At 64.7% G+C, this 15,565-nt stretch carries 15 protein-coding genes; all 15 read left to right on the forward strand.

Features of this window, described 5'->3' with window-relative positions; all coding sequences use genetic code 11:
- Positions 1-260: 260 nt before the first annotated feature.
- The 15 genes from tpiA (at position 261) to V5A19_RS08500 (ending at position 15,560) form a co-directional block, all read left to right on the forward strand.
- Complete coding sequence (tpiA, locus tag V5A19_RS08430; protein WP_332319240.1) at positions 261-1,025, forward strand: triose-phosphate isomerase; 765 nt, start codon at positions 261-263, stop codon at positions 1,023-1,025.
- A gap of 36 nt (positions 1,026-1,061) precedes the next feature.
- Positions 1,062-1,415, forward strand: a complete 354-nt coding sequence (secG, locus tag V5A19_RS08435) for a preprotein translocase subunit SecG (RefSeq protein ID WP_332319239.1) — start codon at positions 1,062-1,064, stop codon at positions 1,413-1,415.
- Between the two features lie 331 nt (positions 1,416-1,746).
- Complete coding sequence (locus V5A19_RS08440; protein ID WP_332319238.1) at positions 1,747-2,103, forward strand: NADH-quinone oxidoreductase subunit A; 357 nt, start codon at positions 1,747-1,749, stop codon at positions 2,101-2,103.
- Positions 2,094-2,570 carry a NuoB/complex I 20 kDa subunit family protein gene (locus tag V5A19_RS08445; RefSeq protein ID WP_443081446.1) on the forward strand — a complete coding sequence of 159 codons (477 nt, stop codon included), beginning with the start codon at positions 2,094-2,096 and terminating at the stop codon, positions 2,568-2,570. The genes V5A19_RS08440 and V5A19_RS08445 overlap by 10 nt, the downstream gene beginning before the upstream one ends.
- Positions 2,571-2,582: 12 nt before the next feature.
- Positions 2,583-3,176, forward strand: a complete 594-nt coding sequence (locus V5A19_RS08450) for an NADH-quinone oxidoreductase subunit C (RefSeq protein ID WP_332319237.1) — start codon at positions 2,583-2,585, stop codon at positions 3,174-3,176.
- Entirely contained in the window at positions 3,169-4,422 is a 1,254-nt protein-coding gene (locus tag V5A19_RS08455) for an NADH-quinone oxidoreductase subunit D (RefSeq protein WP_332319236.1), read from the forward strand. The genes V5A19_RS08450 and V5A19_RS08455 overlap by 8 nt, the downstream gene beginning before the upstream one ends.
- Positions 4,423-4,426: 4 nt before the next feature.
- Entirely contained in the window at positions 4,427-4,930 is a 504-nt protein-coding gene (gene nuoE, locus V5A19_RS08460; RefSeq protein ID WP_332319235.1) for an NADH-quinone oxidoreductase subunit NuoE, read from the forward strand.
- Between the two features lie 99 nt (positions 4,931-5,029).
- Positions 5,030-6,352 (forward strand): NADH-quinone oxidoreductase subunit NuoF, encoded by a 1,323-nt coding sequence (gene nuoF / locus V5A19_RS08465; RefSeq protein ID WP_332319234.1) that lies wholly within the window; start codon positions 5,030-5,032, stop codon positions 6,350-6,352.
- A gap of 90 nt (positions 6,353-6,442) precedes the next feature.
- A complete protein-coding gene (gene nuoG, locus V5A19_RS08470; protein ID WP_332319233.1) occupies positions 6,443-8,854 on the forward strand; it encodes an NADH-quinone oxidoreductase subunit NuoG in 2,412 nt (803 codons plus the stop codon).
- Positions 8,855-8,857: 3 nt separating this feature from the next.
- A complete protein-coding gene (nuoH, locus tag V5A19_RS08475; protein ID WP_332319232.1) occupies positions 8,858-9,913 on the forward strand; it encodes an NADH-quinone oxidoreductase subunit NuoH in 1,056 nt (351 codons plus the stop codon).
- A gap of 272 nt (positions 9,914-10,185) precedes the next feature.
- Positions 10,186-10,671, forward strand: coding sequence for an NADH-quinone oxidoreductase subunit NuoI (gene nuoI / locus V5A19_RS08480; protein WP_332319231.1), 486 nt, complete (start codon positions 10,186-10,188; stop codon positions 10,669-10,671).
- A 119-nt stretch (positions 10,672-10,790) separates the two neighbouring features.
- The gene (locus tag V5A19_RS08485; RefSeq protein WP_332319230.1) at positions 10,791-11,432 is read left to right on the forward strand and encodes an NADH-quinone oxidoreductase subunit J; all 642 of its coding nucleotides are present in this window, start codon (positions 10,791-10,793) and stop codon (positions 11,430-11,432) included.
- 5 nt (positions 11,433-11,437) lie between these two features.
- Positions 11,438-11,743: an NADH-quinone oxidoreductase subunit NuoK gene (gene nuoK, locus V5A19_RS08490; protein WP_332319229.1), complete on the forward strand. Its 306-nt coding sequence runs from the start codon at positions 11,438-11,440 to the stop codon at positions 11,741-11,743.
- Positions 11,744-11,865: 122 nt separating this feature from the next.
- Positions 11,866-13,788 (forward strand): NADH-quinone oxidoreductase subunit L, encoded by a 1,923-nt coding sequence (gene nuoL, locus V5A19_RS08495; protein WP_332319228.1) that lies wholly within the window; start codon positions 11,866-11,868, stop codon positions 13,786-13,788.
- 293 nt (positions 13,789-14,081) lie between these two features.
- Complete coding sequence (locus V5A19_RS08500) at positions 14,082-15,560, forward strand: NADH-quinone oxidoreductase subunit M (protein WP_332319227.1); 1,479 nt, start codon at positions 14,082-14,084, stop codon at positions 15,558-15,560.
- The last annotated feature ends 5 nt before the right edge of the window (positions 15,561-15,565 follow it).

Consider the following 15,565-nt stretch of genomic DNA (forward strand, 5'->3'; position numbering starts at 1 on the left):
TCAGCCACCGGTCAGCGTGATCGGGTAACTGTGGACAACCTCTTGTTACAGCACAGCTAGCCAGGGAGCTCGGAAGGCGCCCCGTTACTGCCGTTGCCGTTACTGAACACTTCAAACTGAACACTGAAAACTTCGCTGGCGCCCTCTCCCCAGTCCTCGACCCCCGTTTCCCTTCCGATCCCACAGCATTGACCCTTCCCGCCCCGCCGTCTAAGATTGCCCGTTTTTCCTGAAGCCCGTATCGCAACGAGGAGGGAGGCATGCGCCAGCCCCTGGTGGTCGGCAACTGGAAGATGAATGGTCGCGTCGGCGAGGCCGAGGAGCTTGCCGAGGCGATTGCCGAGGCGGAGCTGGACTGGGATCACGTCGGTGCCGGAATTTGCCCGCCCTTCCCCCTGATCGACCGGGTTGCCGGTACCGTGGGCGATTCGCCGGTGGCCTGGGGCGCCCAGAATATGCACGCCGAGGACGGTGGTGCCTTTACCGGCGAGGTTCACGGCCCCCTTCTCCGGGACCTGGGCTGCACCTACGTTATCGTCGGCCATTCCGAGCGCCGCGAGCACTTCGGTGAGACCAACCAGCAGGTGGCAGCCAAGTTCTTCGCCGCCAAGCGCAATGGCCTGGTGCCGATTGTGTGCGTGGGTGAGACCGAGGCCGAGCGCGATGCCGGCCGGGCCGAGGCCGTGGTACGGGATCAGGTCCAGGCGGTGCTTGGCGACGGCAAGGAGGATGTCTTCCGCGACGCCGTTATCGCCTATGAGCCGGTCTGGGCCATCGGTACCGGGCGCACCGCGACTCCTGAGCAGGCGCAGGAGATGCATGCCCTGATCCGGGATCTGGTCAAGGCGGGCTACCCGGTGACCGGTCAGTCCCTCAAGATTCTCTATGGCGGCTCCATGAAGGCGGCTTCCGCCCCGGAGCTGATGGCTCAGGACGATATCGACGGCGGCCTCATCGGCGGGGCTTCCCTCAAGGCCGACGAGTTCATCGGTATCCTGCGGGCCGCGGTAGCTTCTGACCTGTAGGACCTCGGGTCCCCCAATTTTTTCGACGGAGCCGGTATGGAAACGCTGTTGTGGATCCTCCACGTAATCGTAGCCGTTTCGCTGGTGGTGGTTATCCTCATGCAGCCCGGGCAGGCCGGGGGCATGGGCACCGCCTTCGGTGGTGGCGGTTCCCAGACCGTGTTCGGCAGCCAGGGCTCGTCGGGCTTTCTGGGCAAGCTGACCGCGGCTCTGGGGACCTTGTTCTTTTTGACCTCGCTGGGTCTGGCCATGCTGGCCAAGACGGGAGAGGAAAGCCTGCTGGAGGGAGGAGAGCAGCCCGCCCAGGAGCAACAGCAAGAAGTGCCCGTGGCGCCAGGCGAGGGGCCACAGGGGCCGCCCATCCCCGGCACCGGGGGCCAACAGCGCTGAAGCGAGTCAATGGCCAGGGTGCCCGGCCGCCTTAACCAGCGGTGGGCAAGCCCTGTCGGCTCCACCCAACGACCGTCTTTCCCCGAACGGGGGAGGGCGGTTTTTTGTGTTCCGGGGGCCCGTGTGAGGGGGTCCGCAAGCCCGCTGGTAAAACCCCTTGCCCGGGCCGGCAACGGCCTCCCAAGAGAGATATGGCCATTTCTTGACAGGGGGAGGGGCACCCCATAGACTCCGCTTGCCTTTTTCGGGCCGAAGGGTGCCTCGCCTTGACCCCACGGGGGTCGGGTGCCACGGTTGCCGACCACCCACAGAGCCGGGTTAAGGAAGGCCGATGCTGGAAGGATACCTGCCCATTCTCGTGTTCCTGGTGATTGCCTTGCTGGTGGGCATCATCGCCCTGGCCATCAACTACCTGGTGGCCCCTAGAAACCCTGATCCCGAGAAGCTGTCCCCCTATGAGAGCGGTTTCGAGGCCTTCGAAGACGCCCGCATGCGCTTCGATGTGCGCTACTATCTGGTAGCCATTTTGTTCATCGTCTTCGATCTCGAGATCGCCTTCTTCTTCCCTTGGGCCGTGGTGCTCGACGAGATCGGCGCCACTGGTTTTGTGGCCATGGCCATCTTCCTTGCTATCTTGGTCATCGGCTTCATCTACGAATGGAAAAAAGGAGCTCTGGAATGGGAGTAGAAGGGGCTCTGGAAAAGGGCGTTGTCACCACTACCGCCGATCAGCTCATAAACTGGACCCGGACCGGCTCCCTGTGGCCCATGACCTTTGGGCTGGCCTGTTGCGCCATCGAGATGATGCACACTGGGGCGGCCCGTTACGACATGGACCGTCTCGGCGTGGTTTTCCGGCCCAGCCCGCGCCAGTCCGACGTCATGATCATTGCCGGCACTCTGGTTAATAAGATGGCCCCCGCTCTGCGCAAGGTCTACGACCAGATGACCGAGCCGCGCTGGGTCATCTCCATGGGCAGTTGCTCCAACGGCGGCGGCTACTACCACTACAGCTATTCGGTGGTTCGGGGCAGCGATCGCATCGTGCCGGTCGATATTTACGTGGCGGGCTGTCCGCCCACCGCGGAATCCCTGCTGTACGGGATCATCCAGCTGCAGAAGAAGATCAAGCGGACCAACACCATCGCTCGTTAGTAGGGAGTCGCCATGGCGCTCACGCACGATACCATCGAAGGCTCCCTCCGTGCGAAGTTCAGCGAGGCCATTCAGGGGGTCAGCGAGTACCTCGGCGAGTTCACCGTGGAGGTGCCCCCGGAAGCGATCAACGAGGTCTGCCGGTTCCTCCGGGACGATCCCGACTTCGCCTTCGACCAGCTCATCGATGTCTGCGGTGTGGATTACCTGGCGTACAAGGACTATCCCGCCGAGGCGCCCCGGTTCGCCGCCGTCTACCACCTGCTGTCGCTGAGCCACAACCACCGTCTTCGGCTGAAGGCCTTCGTCGGTGAGGAACGCCCCGTGGTGCCGTCGGTTGTGGACGTCTGGGCTTCGGCCAACTGGTTCGAGCGCGAGGCCTTCGACATGTTCGGCATCATCTTTGAGGGCCATCCGGACCTGCGGCGGATCCTCTCCGACTACGGCTTCGCCGGCCATGCCTTCCGCAAGGACTTCCCGCTCGAGGGCCACGTGGAGATGCGCTACGACCCCGACCGGGGTCGGGTGGTCTACCAGCCGGTGACCATCACCGAACGCAACCTGGTGCCGCGCACGCACTGGCAGGAGGCGGACGAAGATGGCTGAGATCCGCAACTACACCCTCAACTTCGGTCCCCAGCATCCGGCGGCCCACGGTGTTCTGCGCCTGGTGCTGGAGCTCGACGGCGAGGTGGTGGAGCGTGCCGATCCCCACGTGGGACTGCTGCATCGCGGCACGGAGAAGCTCGCCGAGCACAAGACCTACATGCAGGCGCTGCCCTACATGGACCGGCTGGACTACGTCTCCATCCTGTCCAACGAGCACGCCTTCTGCCGGGCGGTGGAGGCCCTGCGCGGCATCGAGGTGCCCGAACGGGCTCAGTACATCCGCGTGATGTTCGACGAGATCACCCGCATCCTTAACCATTTGATGTGGCTTGGCGCCCACGCCATGGATATCGGCGCCATGACCATGTTCCTCTACACCTTCCGCGACCGCGAGATCCTCATGGACGCCTATGAGGCCGCAAGCGGGGCGCGGCTGCACGCCAACTACTACCGGCCGGGCGGGGTGAACCGGGACCTGCCCGGCGCCATGCCCAAATACAAGCCCTCCAAGTGGCACTCGGAGAAGGACGTCGAGGCGATGAACGCCTGGCGGCAGGGCTCGCTGCTGGATTTCATCGACGCCTTCGTCGATTACTTCCCGGATCGCATCGATGAATTCGAGACCCTCCTGACCGACAACCGCATCTGGAAGCAGCGAACCGTCGGTGTCGGTGTGGTCTCGCCGGAGCGCGCCAAGCAGCTGGGCTTCACCGGCCCCATGCTGCGCGGCTCGGGAGTGGAGTGGGACCTGCGCAAGAAGCAGCCCTATGCCGTCTACGACCGGCTGGACTTCCGCGTTCCCGTGGGCACAACCGGCGATTCCTACGACCGCTACCTGGTGCGGATTGAGGAAATGCGCGAGTCCGTCAAGCTCATCAAGCAGTGCGCGGACTGGCTGCGCAATAACCCCGGGCAGGTTCGGACCGGCGACTACAAGGTATCGCCGCCGCCGCGGGCGGAGATGAAGACCTCCATGGAGGCCCTGATCCATCACTTCAAGCTTTTCACCGAGGGCTTCCATATCCCGCCTGGCGAGACCTATCAGGTGGTGGAGCACCCCAAGGGCGAGTTCGGCATTTACATGGTTTCGGACGGGGCCAACAAGCCCTACCGCATGAAGATACGGGCCGCCGGCTTCCCCCATCTCGCCGCCATGGACGAGATGGCCAAGGGCCACATGTTGGCGGACGTGGTTACCATTCTGGGCAGCCAGGACATCGTGTTCGGCGAGATCGACAGGTAAGGCCATGCAGTCCCCCGAAAACCAGATAATCCCCCGGCAGCTGCCCGAAAGCGTCACCGCCAAGATCGACGAAGCTCGGCGCAATTACCCGGCCGAGGAGAATCGGGCCCCGCTGATCTGGGCCCTGCATGCTGCCCAGGACGAGTTCGGCTGGCTCGACGAGTCGACGCTCGAGGGCATCGCCGCCTATCTCGAATTGGAGCCCATCAAGGTCTACGAGGCCGCGACTTTTTACGATATGTTCAACCGCTCGCCGGTTGGCACCTACAACGTCAAGGTGTGCACTAACATCTCGTGCTGGCTGTGTGACTCCGACAGTGTCGTGGAGCATCTGCGGGCCAAGCTTGGTATCGATTTCGGCGAAACCACCGAGAACGGTCGGTTCAGCATGACCGAGGTGGAATGCTTGGGCGCCTGCGGCGGCGCCCCGGTGATCTGGATCGGCAAGACCTACTACGAGGACATCACCCCCGAGCGGGTGGACGAGATCCTGGACGAACTGGAATAGCGGACGGTGTAGGAGCGGCTATCAGCCGCGATCGCCGTCTGGCAAAACAGGCTCGCGGCTGATAGCCGCTCCTACAGGGCTTCTTTTACGGGAACGACCATGCCTGACTACCCCAACGACTATGAGCTGGTGACCCTCGCGGGGACCGAGCGCGAGGACTCCCATACCCTTCAAGCCTACCTCGACCGCGGCGGCTATAGCGCGGCCAAGAAGGTCCTCAGCGAGGGCTTGACCCGTGACGATGTCATCAGCGAAATCAAGAAAGCCGGCCTGCGCGGCCGCGGCGGTGCCGGGTTCCCCACCGGTCTCAAGTGGTCCTTCATGCCCCCCGCCGACGGCAACCAGCCCAAATACTTGGCCTGCAACGCCGACGAGGCCGAGCCCGGCACCTTCAAGGACCGGGACATCATGCGCCACAACCCCCATCAGCTGGTCGAGGGCATGATCATCGGCGGCTACGCGATCGACGCCACCGTGGGCTATGTCTACATCCGCGGCGAATTCTGGGAGCCTTACGCCCGGGTTCAGGCCGCTATCGAGGCGGCCTACGAAGCCGGCTACCTGGGTCCCAACCTGTTCGGCTCCGGGGTGGATTTCGACCTGCATACCCATCGCGGCGGCGGCGCCTACATCGCCGGCGAGGAAACGGCCATGCTCGAGTCCATCGAGGGCAAGAAGGCCATGCCCCGGTTCAAGCCGCCGTTCCCGGCCAACTACGGCATCTTCGGTCGGCCCACCACCGTGAATAACGTCGAGACCCTGGCCTCGGTGCCACCCATCATCAATAACGGCGGGGACTGGTTCCTGGGGGTGGGCACTCCCGAGTCCGGTGGCACCAAGATCTATTCCGTCTCCGGCCATGTGGAGCGCCCTGGCAACTACGAAGTCCCCTTGGGTACGCCGTTTTCCGAGCTTCTCGAGCTCGCCGGCGGGGTGCGCAATGGCAACGGCCTCAAGGCGGTGATCCCCGGTGGGCCATCAGTGCCCATGGTGCCCGGCGAAGTGATCATGGACGCCAACATGGACTACGAGTCCCTGGCCCAGGCCGGGACAATGCTCGGCGCCGGCTCGGTGATCATCATGGACGAGCACACCTGCATCGTCCGGGCGGTCGAGCGCATCGCCAAATTCTTCCACCACGAGTCCTGCGGCCAATGCACCCCCTGCCGGGAAGGGTCGGGGTGGCTGCACCGGGTGGTGCACCGCATCGAGCACGGCCAGGGTCGGATGGAGGATCTGGATACCCTCCTGGAGGTGGGCTCCCGGATCGAGGGCCGCACCATCTGTGCCTTCGGTGACGCCGAGGTGGCGCCGGTGCAGAGCTCCATTCAGCACTTCCGGGACGAGTTCGATTACCACATCAATCACAAGCGCTGCATGGTGGGCGCCGGCGCCCGGGCGAGCATGGCCCAGGCGGGTTAGGCGGCCACCGACGCCGGGTCCCGGCCCGCCGCGCCGCGGGCCCGAGAGGTCATCGGCAACGGCACGGCCTCACCGAGAAGGGTAGCCTCAATGGCCGAGATCTACATAAACGGCGAGTCGTATAACGTCGACGACGGGCAGATGATCATCGAGGTCACCGACCAGCTCGGCATCGATGTGCCCCGCTTCTGCTACCACCGCAAGCTGTCGGTGGCCGCCAACTGTCGGATGTGCCTGGTGGAGGTGGAGAAGATGCGCAAGCCGGTTCCGGCCTGCGCCACCCCCGTCTCCGACGGCATGCACGTCCATACCCATTCGGATACGGCCGTGGACGGTCGGCGGGGCATCATGGAGTTCCTGCTGATCAACCACCCCCTGGATTGCCCGATTTGCGACCAGGGCGGCGAGTGCGATCTGCAGGATCTGGCCATGGCCCACGGCTCCAGCCATTCTCGCTATCTTGAGGACAAGCGCTCGGTGGAGGACGCCAACATCGGGCCGCTGATCGAGACGGAGATGACCCGGTGCATCCACTGCACCCGGTGCGTGCGCTTCGGCGAGGAGGTGGGCGGTATGATGGAGCTCGGCGCTACCTTCCGCGGCGAGGAGATGGAGATCGGCACCTATGTCGGACGCACCGTGGAGTCGGAGTTATCCGGCAACATGATCGATCTGTGCCCCGTGGGCGCCTTGACCTCCAAGCCCTACCGCTACAAGGCCCGGGTGTGGGAGATGCGGCGCCACGACAGCGTTTGTCCCCACTGCTCCGTGGGCTGCAATCTGGAGATCGAGGAAGTCCAGGGCGAGGTCAAGCGTACTCTGCCGGTGACCAACGAGGCGATCAACGAGGAGTGGTTGTGCGACAAGGGCCGCTACTCCTACGAGGCAGTCCACCATAACCGGGTGGAGCGTCCCCATATCTTCCGCGGCGGCCAATGGCAGGCGGTGAGCTGGGAGGCCGCCTTCGACGTCGCCCTCAACGGGCTGCGCTCGGTGGGCAAGGACCTGGCCGGGGTGGTTGCGCCTACCGCTACCCTGGAGGAGCAGTGGCTCACTCAGCATCTGGTTCGCGGCCTCGGCGGCACGGATGTGGATCACCGTCTGGGCCTGGCTGATTCCGATTTCGACGCGCACATCGAGGACGCCACGCCGTTGCTCGGCCAGCCCCTGGCGGAGCTCGAGGATCTCGACGCCGCCATTGTCATTGGCGGCAATCCGCGCAAGGATCAGCCCCTGGCCAACCATCGCCTGCGCAAGGCCGTTCGCAAGGGTGCCCAGGTCTCCGCCCTGAACCCCGCGGCCTATCCCAAGAATTTTCGCTACTATCACGACCTGATCCACGGCCCGGGCCAGGATGCCCCGGCCGTGGCCGCGCTTGCCGCGGAGGTGGCTGGGGCCGCCGGTTCCGAGGTTCCGGCCAACGTGGCGGGTGTCGATGCTGCCAGCGCGGGCCTGACTGCGGCGGTGGTCCAGGCAGTGGCCCAGGCCCTGGCCCGGGGCGAACGGGTGGCCGTGCTGGTGGGCACCCAGGCGCAGGAGCACCCTCAGGCCGCCGAGCTAATCGGGTTGGCCCACCAGGTTGCCGCCTTGGCCGGCGCCCGTTTCGGCTATCTCGCCGCCTACGGCAACAGCGTCGGCGGCTGGGCCATGGGGGCGGTGCCCCACCGCGGCCCAGGGGGCGACCGGGTCGCCAGGGGCCAGCCGGCGAGCGCCTTCCTGGGCGAGGGGGGCCGGGCCGGCTACGTGGTGGTGGGCGCCGATCCGCTGGTGGAAGGCGCCGACCCCGTTGCGGCGCGCCATGCCTTCGAGAAGGCTGCCTGCCGCGTGGTGGTCACCACTCACTGGTCGCAGACGGCCGAAGAGGCGGACGTGGTTCTGCCCATGGCGGCTTATCCCGAGAACGAGGGCAGCCTCCTCTCCGGTGAGGGTCGGCTGCAGGGAATCCATCCGGCGGCCGAGCCCGTGGGCGAGGCTCGCCCGGCCTGGAAAATCCTGCGCGTGCTGGGCCATAGTCTGGGGGTGCCCGGCAGCGAGTTCGTGGAAGTGGCGGAGATCCGGCAGCAGGCGGAGACCGCCATAGCCCGGGCCGGCCTAACCTCCGGCGGTGCCCCCGCCGATCCGAGGGTGACTCCGGAGCCGGCTTCCAGCGCCGGGGAGGGCCTGGTGCGGTTGCCGGCGCGGCATATCTATCACGACGATCTTTTCGTTCGCAACGCACCGTCGCTGCAGGAGCAGTTTGGAGGCATGGTGGCCACCATGCACCCCGACACGGCGGCCGATCTGGGCCTGCGGGAGTTCACCGAGGTCCGTTTCGAGGGGGTCCACGGGGGCGCCGAGTGGCTTCCCGTGCACTTGGATTCGGCGGTGCCCGAGGGAGCCGTCTGGATCCCGCAGGGCGAGGATAGTGCCGATCTCGGTCCTGCCTTCGGCCGCCTGCGGGTGGGCGATGTGGCCGCCGCTCGTCCGGTCGAGCCGGCCGCCGTTCAATCAGCAAAGGGGTAACGGATGACCTGGGCCTCCTGGGGTTTTACCTACGTCCTGCCGGTGGCGTGGATCCTGCTCCACATCGTGGCCGTCGTGGCGCCATTGATGCTGGCGGTGGCCTATTTGACCTTCGTCGAGCGCAAGGTCATCGGCTACATGCAGATGCGGGTGGGGCCCAACCGGGTCGGGCCCCGGGGCTGGCTGCAGCCCATCGCGGACGGACTCAAGCTGCTTTTCAAGGAGTCCATCCTTCCGGCCCAGGCCAGCAAGGGCGTCTACATCATCGCGCCGCTGCTTTCCATCGGCCCCGCGCTGCTGGCTTGGGCGGTGATACCCTTCGGGCCCACCTATCAGACCCCCTTTGGGGAGGTCACCCCCGTGATCGCCGAAATCGACGTCAGCCTGCTGTTCTTGCTGGCAGTGACCTCGGTGGGCATCTACGGCGTGATCATGGCGGGCTGGGCGGCCAACTCCAAGTACTCCATCATCGGCGCCATGCGCGCCGGGGCACAGATGATCTCCTACGAGATCGCCATGGGCTTCGCCCTGATCGGCGTCATCATGGCTGCCAACAGCCTTAACATCAGCGAGATCGTCCAGGCCCAGGCTGGCGGCTTCTGGCAGTGGTACTGGCTGCCTCTGTTGCCCCTGTTCGTGGTCTTCTTCATCTCGGGGGTGGCCGAGACCAACCGGCTGCCCTTCGACGTAGCCGAGGGCGAGTCGGAGATCGTGGCCGGCTTCCATGTGGAATACGCCGGCATGACCTTCGCCCTGTTCTTCCTGGCCGAATACGCCAACATGATCCTGGTTTCCATCCTGACCGCCCTGCTGTTTCTGGGCGGCTGGCATTCGCCGCTGCCGGTGGTGCCGTTCACCTGGATCCCGGGACCGTTGTGGCTGTTGCTGAAGGCGGCGTTGTTTCTGTTCTTTTTCCTGTGGCTCCGGGCGACCTTCCCCCGCTTCCGCTATGACCAGATCATGCGCCTGGGCTGGAAGGTGTTCATCCCGGTTACCTTGGTATGGATCGCAGTGGTCGGCGTGGCCAATCTGACCCCGCTGCGCCCGCTGTTCCACTAATAAAACAAGGCGATTAAAAACGTCGAGAGGACCGCTGCTGAGTTTCGCCGATGTGGGAAACAAAGCGGGGGTGCGAAGCGGACAAGGCCGACTGCTAGGCGCACACCGCGCAGCGACCGCCGCTCAGTTTCGCCGATTTAAGCGGCTAGGCGGGGGCGCCGAAGGCGGACACTGAGGCATACCTTGAGGTAGGCGAAGGAGCGAGCAGTGCGTAACGCAGCAGGCGGCCTCCGCAACAGTTTTTCATCGGCTTGGATCGCGGAGAGATAACCATGGCGGGTCCGAGAGTTTTCCAGACCTGGCTTTTGACGGAACTTTGGCGCGGCCTTATGCTCACCGGCCGTCATCTGTTTAAGCGCAAGGTCACGGTCCAGTATCCGGACGAATACACGCCTATGTCGCCCCGCTTCCGCGGGCTTCATGCGCTTCGCCGGTATCCCAACGGCGAGGAGCGCTGCATTGCCTGCAAGCTGTGCGAGGCGGTTTGCCCGGCCCTGGCCATCACCATCGAGAGCGAGGAGCGGGACGACGGCACCCGCCGCACCACCCGCTACGAGATCGACCTGACCAAGTGCATCTATTGCGGTTTGTGCGAGGAGTCCTGCCCGGTGGACTCCATCGTTGAAACCCATATTTTCGAGTTCCACGGCGAGGAGCGCGGTGACCTGATCTACGGCAAGGAAAAGCTCCTGGCCATCGGGGACCGCTACGAGGCCGAGATCGCCGAGGCCCGTCGCCAGGACGCGCCGTACCGTTGACGCCATGATCCGGGGGTGCCTGCCGCCCCGTCGGGCGTCCGGCGGGGTCGGGGCGGCTTTGTGCGCGTGCGCTGCCGGCGACCGCGTTCCCACTCCGCAAGCGAGGAAAGACAGCGCCCATGACTGTCGTCGAGGCCATCTTCTATCTGTTCGCTACCATCCTGGTGGCGTCTGCCTTCATGGTGATCTCTGCCCGCAACCCGGTGCACTCGGTGCTGTTTCTGGTGCTGGCGTTCTTCAACGGTGCCGGTCTGTTTATCCTTGCCGGGGCGGAGTTTTTGGGATTCACCCTGATTCTGGTCTATGTCGGCGCGGTCATGGTCCTATTTTTGTTCGTGCTCATGATGCTCGACATCAATTTGCAGCGCATGCGCGAGGGCATCCTGACCTACCTACCCCTGGGCGCGGTGATCGCCTTCATCCTGGTGGTGGAGATGGCCATGGCCCTGTCCGCTGGTGCCGAGGGACCCGTGGCCGCCAGCGGCGACGCCCTCGGCAGCTCCGAAGCGGGCAACACCACGCTGCTGGGTCGGGTCCTTTACGATCAGTATCTGCTGCCTTTCGAGGTGGCGGCCCTGGTTCTCTTGGTGGCCCTGGTGGCGGCCATCGCCTTGACCCTGCGCCAACGCCCTGACGCCAAAAAGCAGGCACCCGGTCATCAGGTCCGCGCCCGTCGTGAGGAGCGGGTGCGGCTGGTGGATATGCCCACTGAAAAACGGCAGACCCCGACCGGCGATTCGGCCGGAGCAGAGGAGGAGTAGCGCCCGTGATCCCGCTAGCCAACTATCTGGTGCTGGGAGCGATCCTTTTTTCCATCGGCGTGATGGGGATCTTCCTCAATCGCAAAAACGTAATCACTATCCTGATGGCCATCGAGCTCATCCTGCTGGCAGTGAACATCAATTTCGTGGCCTTCAGCCAGCACTGGAACAACCTGTCGGGCCAGGTGTTCGTGTTCTTCATCCTGACCGTGGCCGCCGCCGAGGCGGCTGTGGGCTTGGCTATTCTGGTCCTATACTTCCGGAACCGGCATTCCATCGACGTCGACGACATCAATAGCCTTAGCGGCTAGGTGGCCGGGCGCCGACCGGTGGTACGGCCATTGATCCGGGGCGGCTGCCCGGGAGCGCCCAAAAGGGGCCCCGCCGAAGGGGCAGGGCGACCGACCAACCATTCGTAAGGGGAAGCGGCAACATGGAGACGGTGTATCTGCTGATCCCGCTGGCCTCGCTACTCGGGGCCATCCTGGCCGGGACTACGGCCCTAAGCCAGCGCGAGATCGGCCACCGCTGGGCAATCCCCGGTGTGGCCCTGTCCTTCGCCCTGTCGGTGGTGGTGCTTCTCGACGTCATGGGCGGCAACACCTTCAACGGGACCGTCTATACCTGGCTCACCAGCGGCGAGCTGACCCTGTCGGTGGGCTTGCTCATCGATCCCCTGACCGCCCTGATGATGACCGTGGTGACCTTCGTGTCGCTGCTGGTGCACGTCTACACCATCGGCTACATGCACGATGATCCGGGCTACAACCGCTTCTTCGCCTACATCGCCCTGTTCACCTTCTTCATGCTCATGCTGGTCATGGGCAACAACTTCCTGGTGCTGTTCTTCGGCTGGGAGGGCGTGGGCCTGGTTTCCTATCTGCTGATCGGCTTCTGGTACCGTCGGCCCACCGCCATCGCCGCCAACCTCAAGGCCTTTCTGGTCAACCGCGTCGGGGACTTCGGCTTCCTCCTGGGGATCGCCGCCATCTACGCCGCCCTCGGCACCCTCCAGTACGACGCCGTGTTCGAGCGGGCGGGCGAGCTCGCTGGGGCCAATCTGACCCTCGTCCCGGGGTGGGAGTGGTCGCTGGCCTCCTTCGTCGCCATCGCCCTGTTCATCGGCGCCATGGGCAAGTCCGCCCAGGTGCCGCTGCACGTCTGGCTGCCCGACTCCATGGAAGGCCCCACGCCCATCTCGGCCCTGATCCACGCCGCCACCATGGTGACCGCCGGCGTGTTCATGCTGGCCCGGCTGTCGCCCATCTTCGAGCAGAGCGAGACCGCCCTGGCGGTGGTGCTGATCATCGGTGCGGTAACGGCGCTGTTCATGGCCCTGATCGGGCTGGTGCAGAACGACATCAAGCGGGTGATCGCCTACTCCACCCTGAGCCAGCTGGGCTACATGGTGGTCGCCATGGGCGTTTCCGCCTACGCGGCCGGCATCTTCCACCTGATGACCCACGCGTTCTTCAAGGCCCTGCTGTTCCTCGGCGCGGGCTCGGCCATCCACGCCATGCTCGACGAGCAGGACATGCGCAAGATGGGCGGGCTGCGCAAGTACATGCCGGTGACCCACTGGACCTTCCTGATCGGCGCCCTGGCGCTATCCGGCATCTGGCCCTTCGCCGGCTATTACTCCAAGGACACCATCATCGAGGCCACGGCCCTGTCCCACATCCCCGGGGCCGAGTTCGCCCACTGGGCGGTGCTGATCGGCGTGGTAATCACGGCGCTGTATACCTTCCGCATGTACTTCCTGACCTTCCAGGGCGAGGAGCGCATGGATGAGCACACCCGTCACCACCTCCACGAATCGCCCAAGGTGGTGACCCTTCCGCTCATCCTGCTGGCCATCCCCTCGGTATTCGCCGGTTACGTGTGGCTGAATCCGGTGGTCTTCTCCGACTTCTTCGGCCCGGCCCTGGAAGTCACCCATGGCCACGACGTTTTGGAGGAGCTGGCCCACCACCACGCCGGCTGGGCCAAGTATGTGCCGCTTGTGCTGGCATTGGCCGGCATCGCCGCCGCCTACTACCTGTACATGGTGCGCCGGGATCTGCCCGAAAAGATCGCCGCCGCAAGCGGACCCATCTACCCGATCCTGGTCAACAAGTACGGCTTCGACGCCCTCTACGATCGGGTCTTCGCCGACGGCGGCATCGGTCTAGGCGGCATCCTGTGGCAGCGGGGCGATGTGGCCGCCATCGACGGTGCCGCGGTCAACGGTACCGCCGCCCGTATTCGGCGGCTGGCTGGGCGCATGCGCGGGCTTCAGAGCGGCTACATCTACCATTACGCGTTTTCCATGTTGATTGGGGTGTTCGTCCTGGTCAGCTGGTACCTGCTCAACTAAGTGCCCTGGCTCCGGCAAGCATCGCCTTTCTGGGAGTTGGAATGGCGGGCGCCGCAAGGAACCGGGGCCAGGCGGGCTCCCTGCCCGTCAAGGTCCGGTGGTGCCGCACCGTCCGCCATTCCGGCTGGTGGCCCCTGGGCAGCGCCTACGCCGGCCCGGCGCTGCCTTGCGCCTTCTCGGCGGGCAGCCAGCCCGCCTTGGTCGGGGCGCCTTGCTCCGAACCGGCGTAGACAGCTCAGAAATGCCATGCATGCCTGAGCCAGGACACTAATGGACGCTTCGGGAGAAAACTCGTGGAACAGCTTCCCTTGCTGAGTCTGTCTATCTGGCTGCCCATCCTGGGCGGGGTGCTGGTCCTGGCGCTGGGCCCGGGCCGTGACGACATGGCCCGCTGGCTGGCGCTGGTGGTCTCCGGGGCCGTATTCGTGGTTACCTGCCTGCTCCTGGTCGGCTTCGATACCGGCACCGCCGGTATCCAGTTCGGGGAGAGCCGGCCCTGGATCACGTCCCTCGATATCCACTACAAGCTCGGCGTGGACGGCATCTCCGTCCTGCTGGTCTTGCTCACCTCGCTGTCCACAGTGGTAGCGGTGGCCGCGTCCTGGGAGGCCATCCAGACCCGGGTGCCCATGTACATGGCGGCCTTCCTGATCATGGAAGGGTTCATGATCGGCGTCTTCTCGGCCCTGGACGCCGTGCTGTTCTACGTGTTCTGGGAGGCCATGCTCATCCCCATGTTCCTGATCATCGGGATCTGGGGCGGGACCAACCGCATCTACGCCACCATCAAGTTCTTCCTTTACACCTTCTTCGGCTCGGTGCTGATGCTGGTGGCCCTGGTCTACCTCTATACCCAGGCCGGCACCTTCGACATCCTCGAGCTCCACGACGTGCAGCTGTCGCTGGGCGAGCAGGTTTGGATCTTCTTGGCCTTCCTCATCGCCTTCGCGGTCAAGGTGCCCATGTGGCCGGTCCACACCTGGCTGCCCGACGCCCACGTGGAGGCGCCCACCGCCGGCTCGGTGATCCTGGCGGCGATCATGCTCAAGATGGGCGGCTACGGCTTCGTCCGCTTCTCCCTACCCATCACCCCGGACGCCAGCCACGAGCTGGCCTGGCTGGTCATTGCCCTTTCCCTGATCGCGGTGGTCTACATCGGCCTGGTGGCGCTGGTCCAGGAGGACATGAAAAAGCTTATCGCCTACTCTTCCATCGCCCACATGGGCTTCGTGACCTTGGGCTACTTCATGTTCAATCCTCAGGGCATCGCTGGCGGCCTGATCCAGATGATCTCCCACGGCTTCGTCTCCGCCGCCCTGTTTTTGTGCGTGGGGGTCATGTACGACCGGCTACACACCCGGCTCATCAGCGATTACGGCGGGGTGGTTAACGTCATGCCGGTGTTCGCCGCCCTGTTTATGCTGTTCGGCATGGCCAACGCCGGCCTCCCCGGCACCTCCGGTTTCGTCGGCGAGTTCATGGTCATCCTCGGTGCTTTCAAGGTGGAGCCCTGGTTCGGTGTCATTGCGGCCACGACGCTGGTGCTGGGGGCCGCCTACACCCTATGGCTGTACAAGCGGGTGATCTTCGGCCGCATCACCTCGGAGCATGTGGCCAACGATATGCCGCCCATGAGCCGGCGGGAGAAGTGGGTGTTCGCGCCCCTCGCCGCGCTGGTCCTGATAATGGGGATCTGGCCGGCGCCCTTTTTGGAGATCATGGACAGCTCGGTGTTGAATCTGGTCGAGCAGGTCAATCAGAGCAAGCTCTAGAGGAT

This window comes from Thiohalorhabdus sp., from assembly GCF_036628635.1.
GTDB lineage: Bacteria > Pseudomonadota > Gammaproteobacteria > Thiohalorhabdales > Thiohalorhabdaceae > Thiohalorhabdus.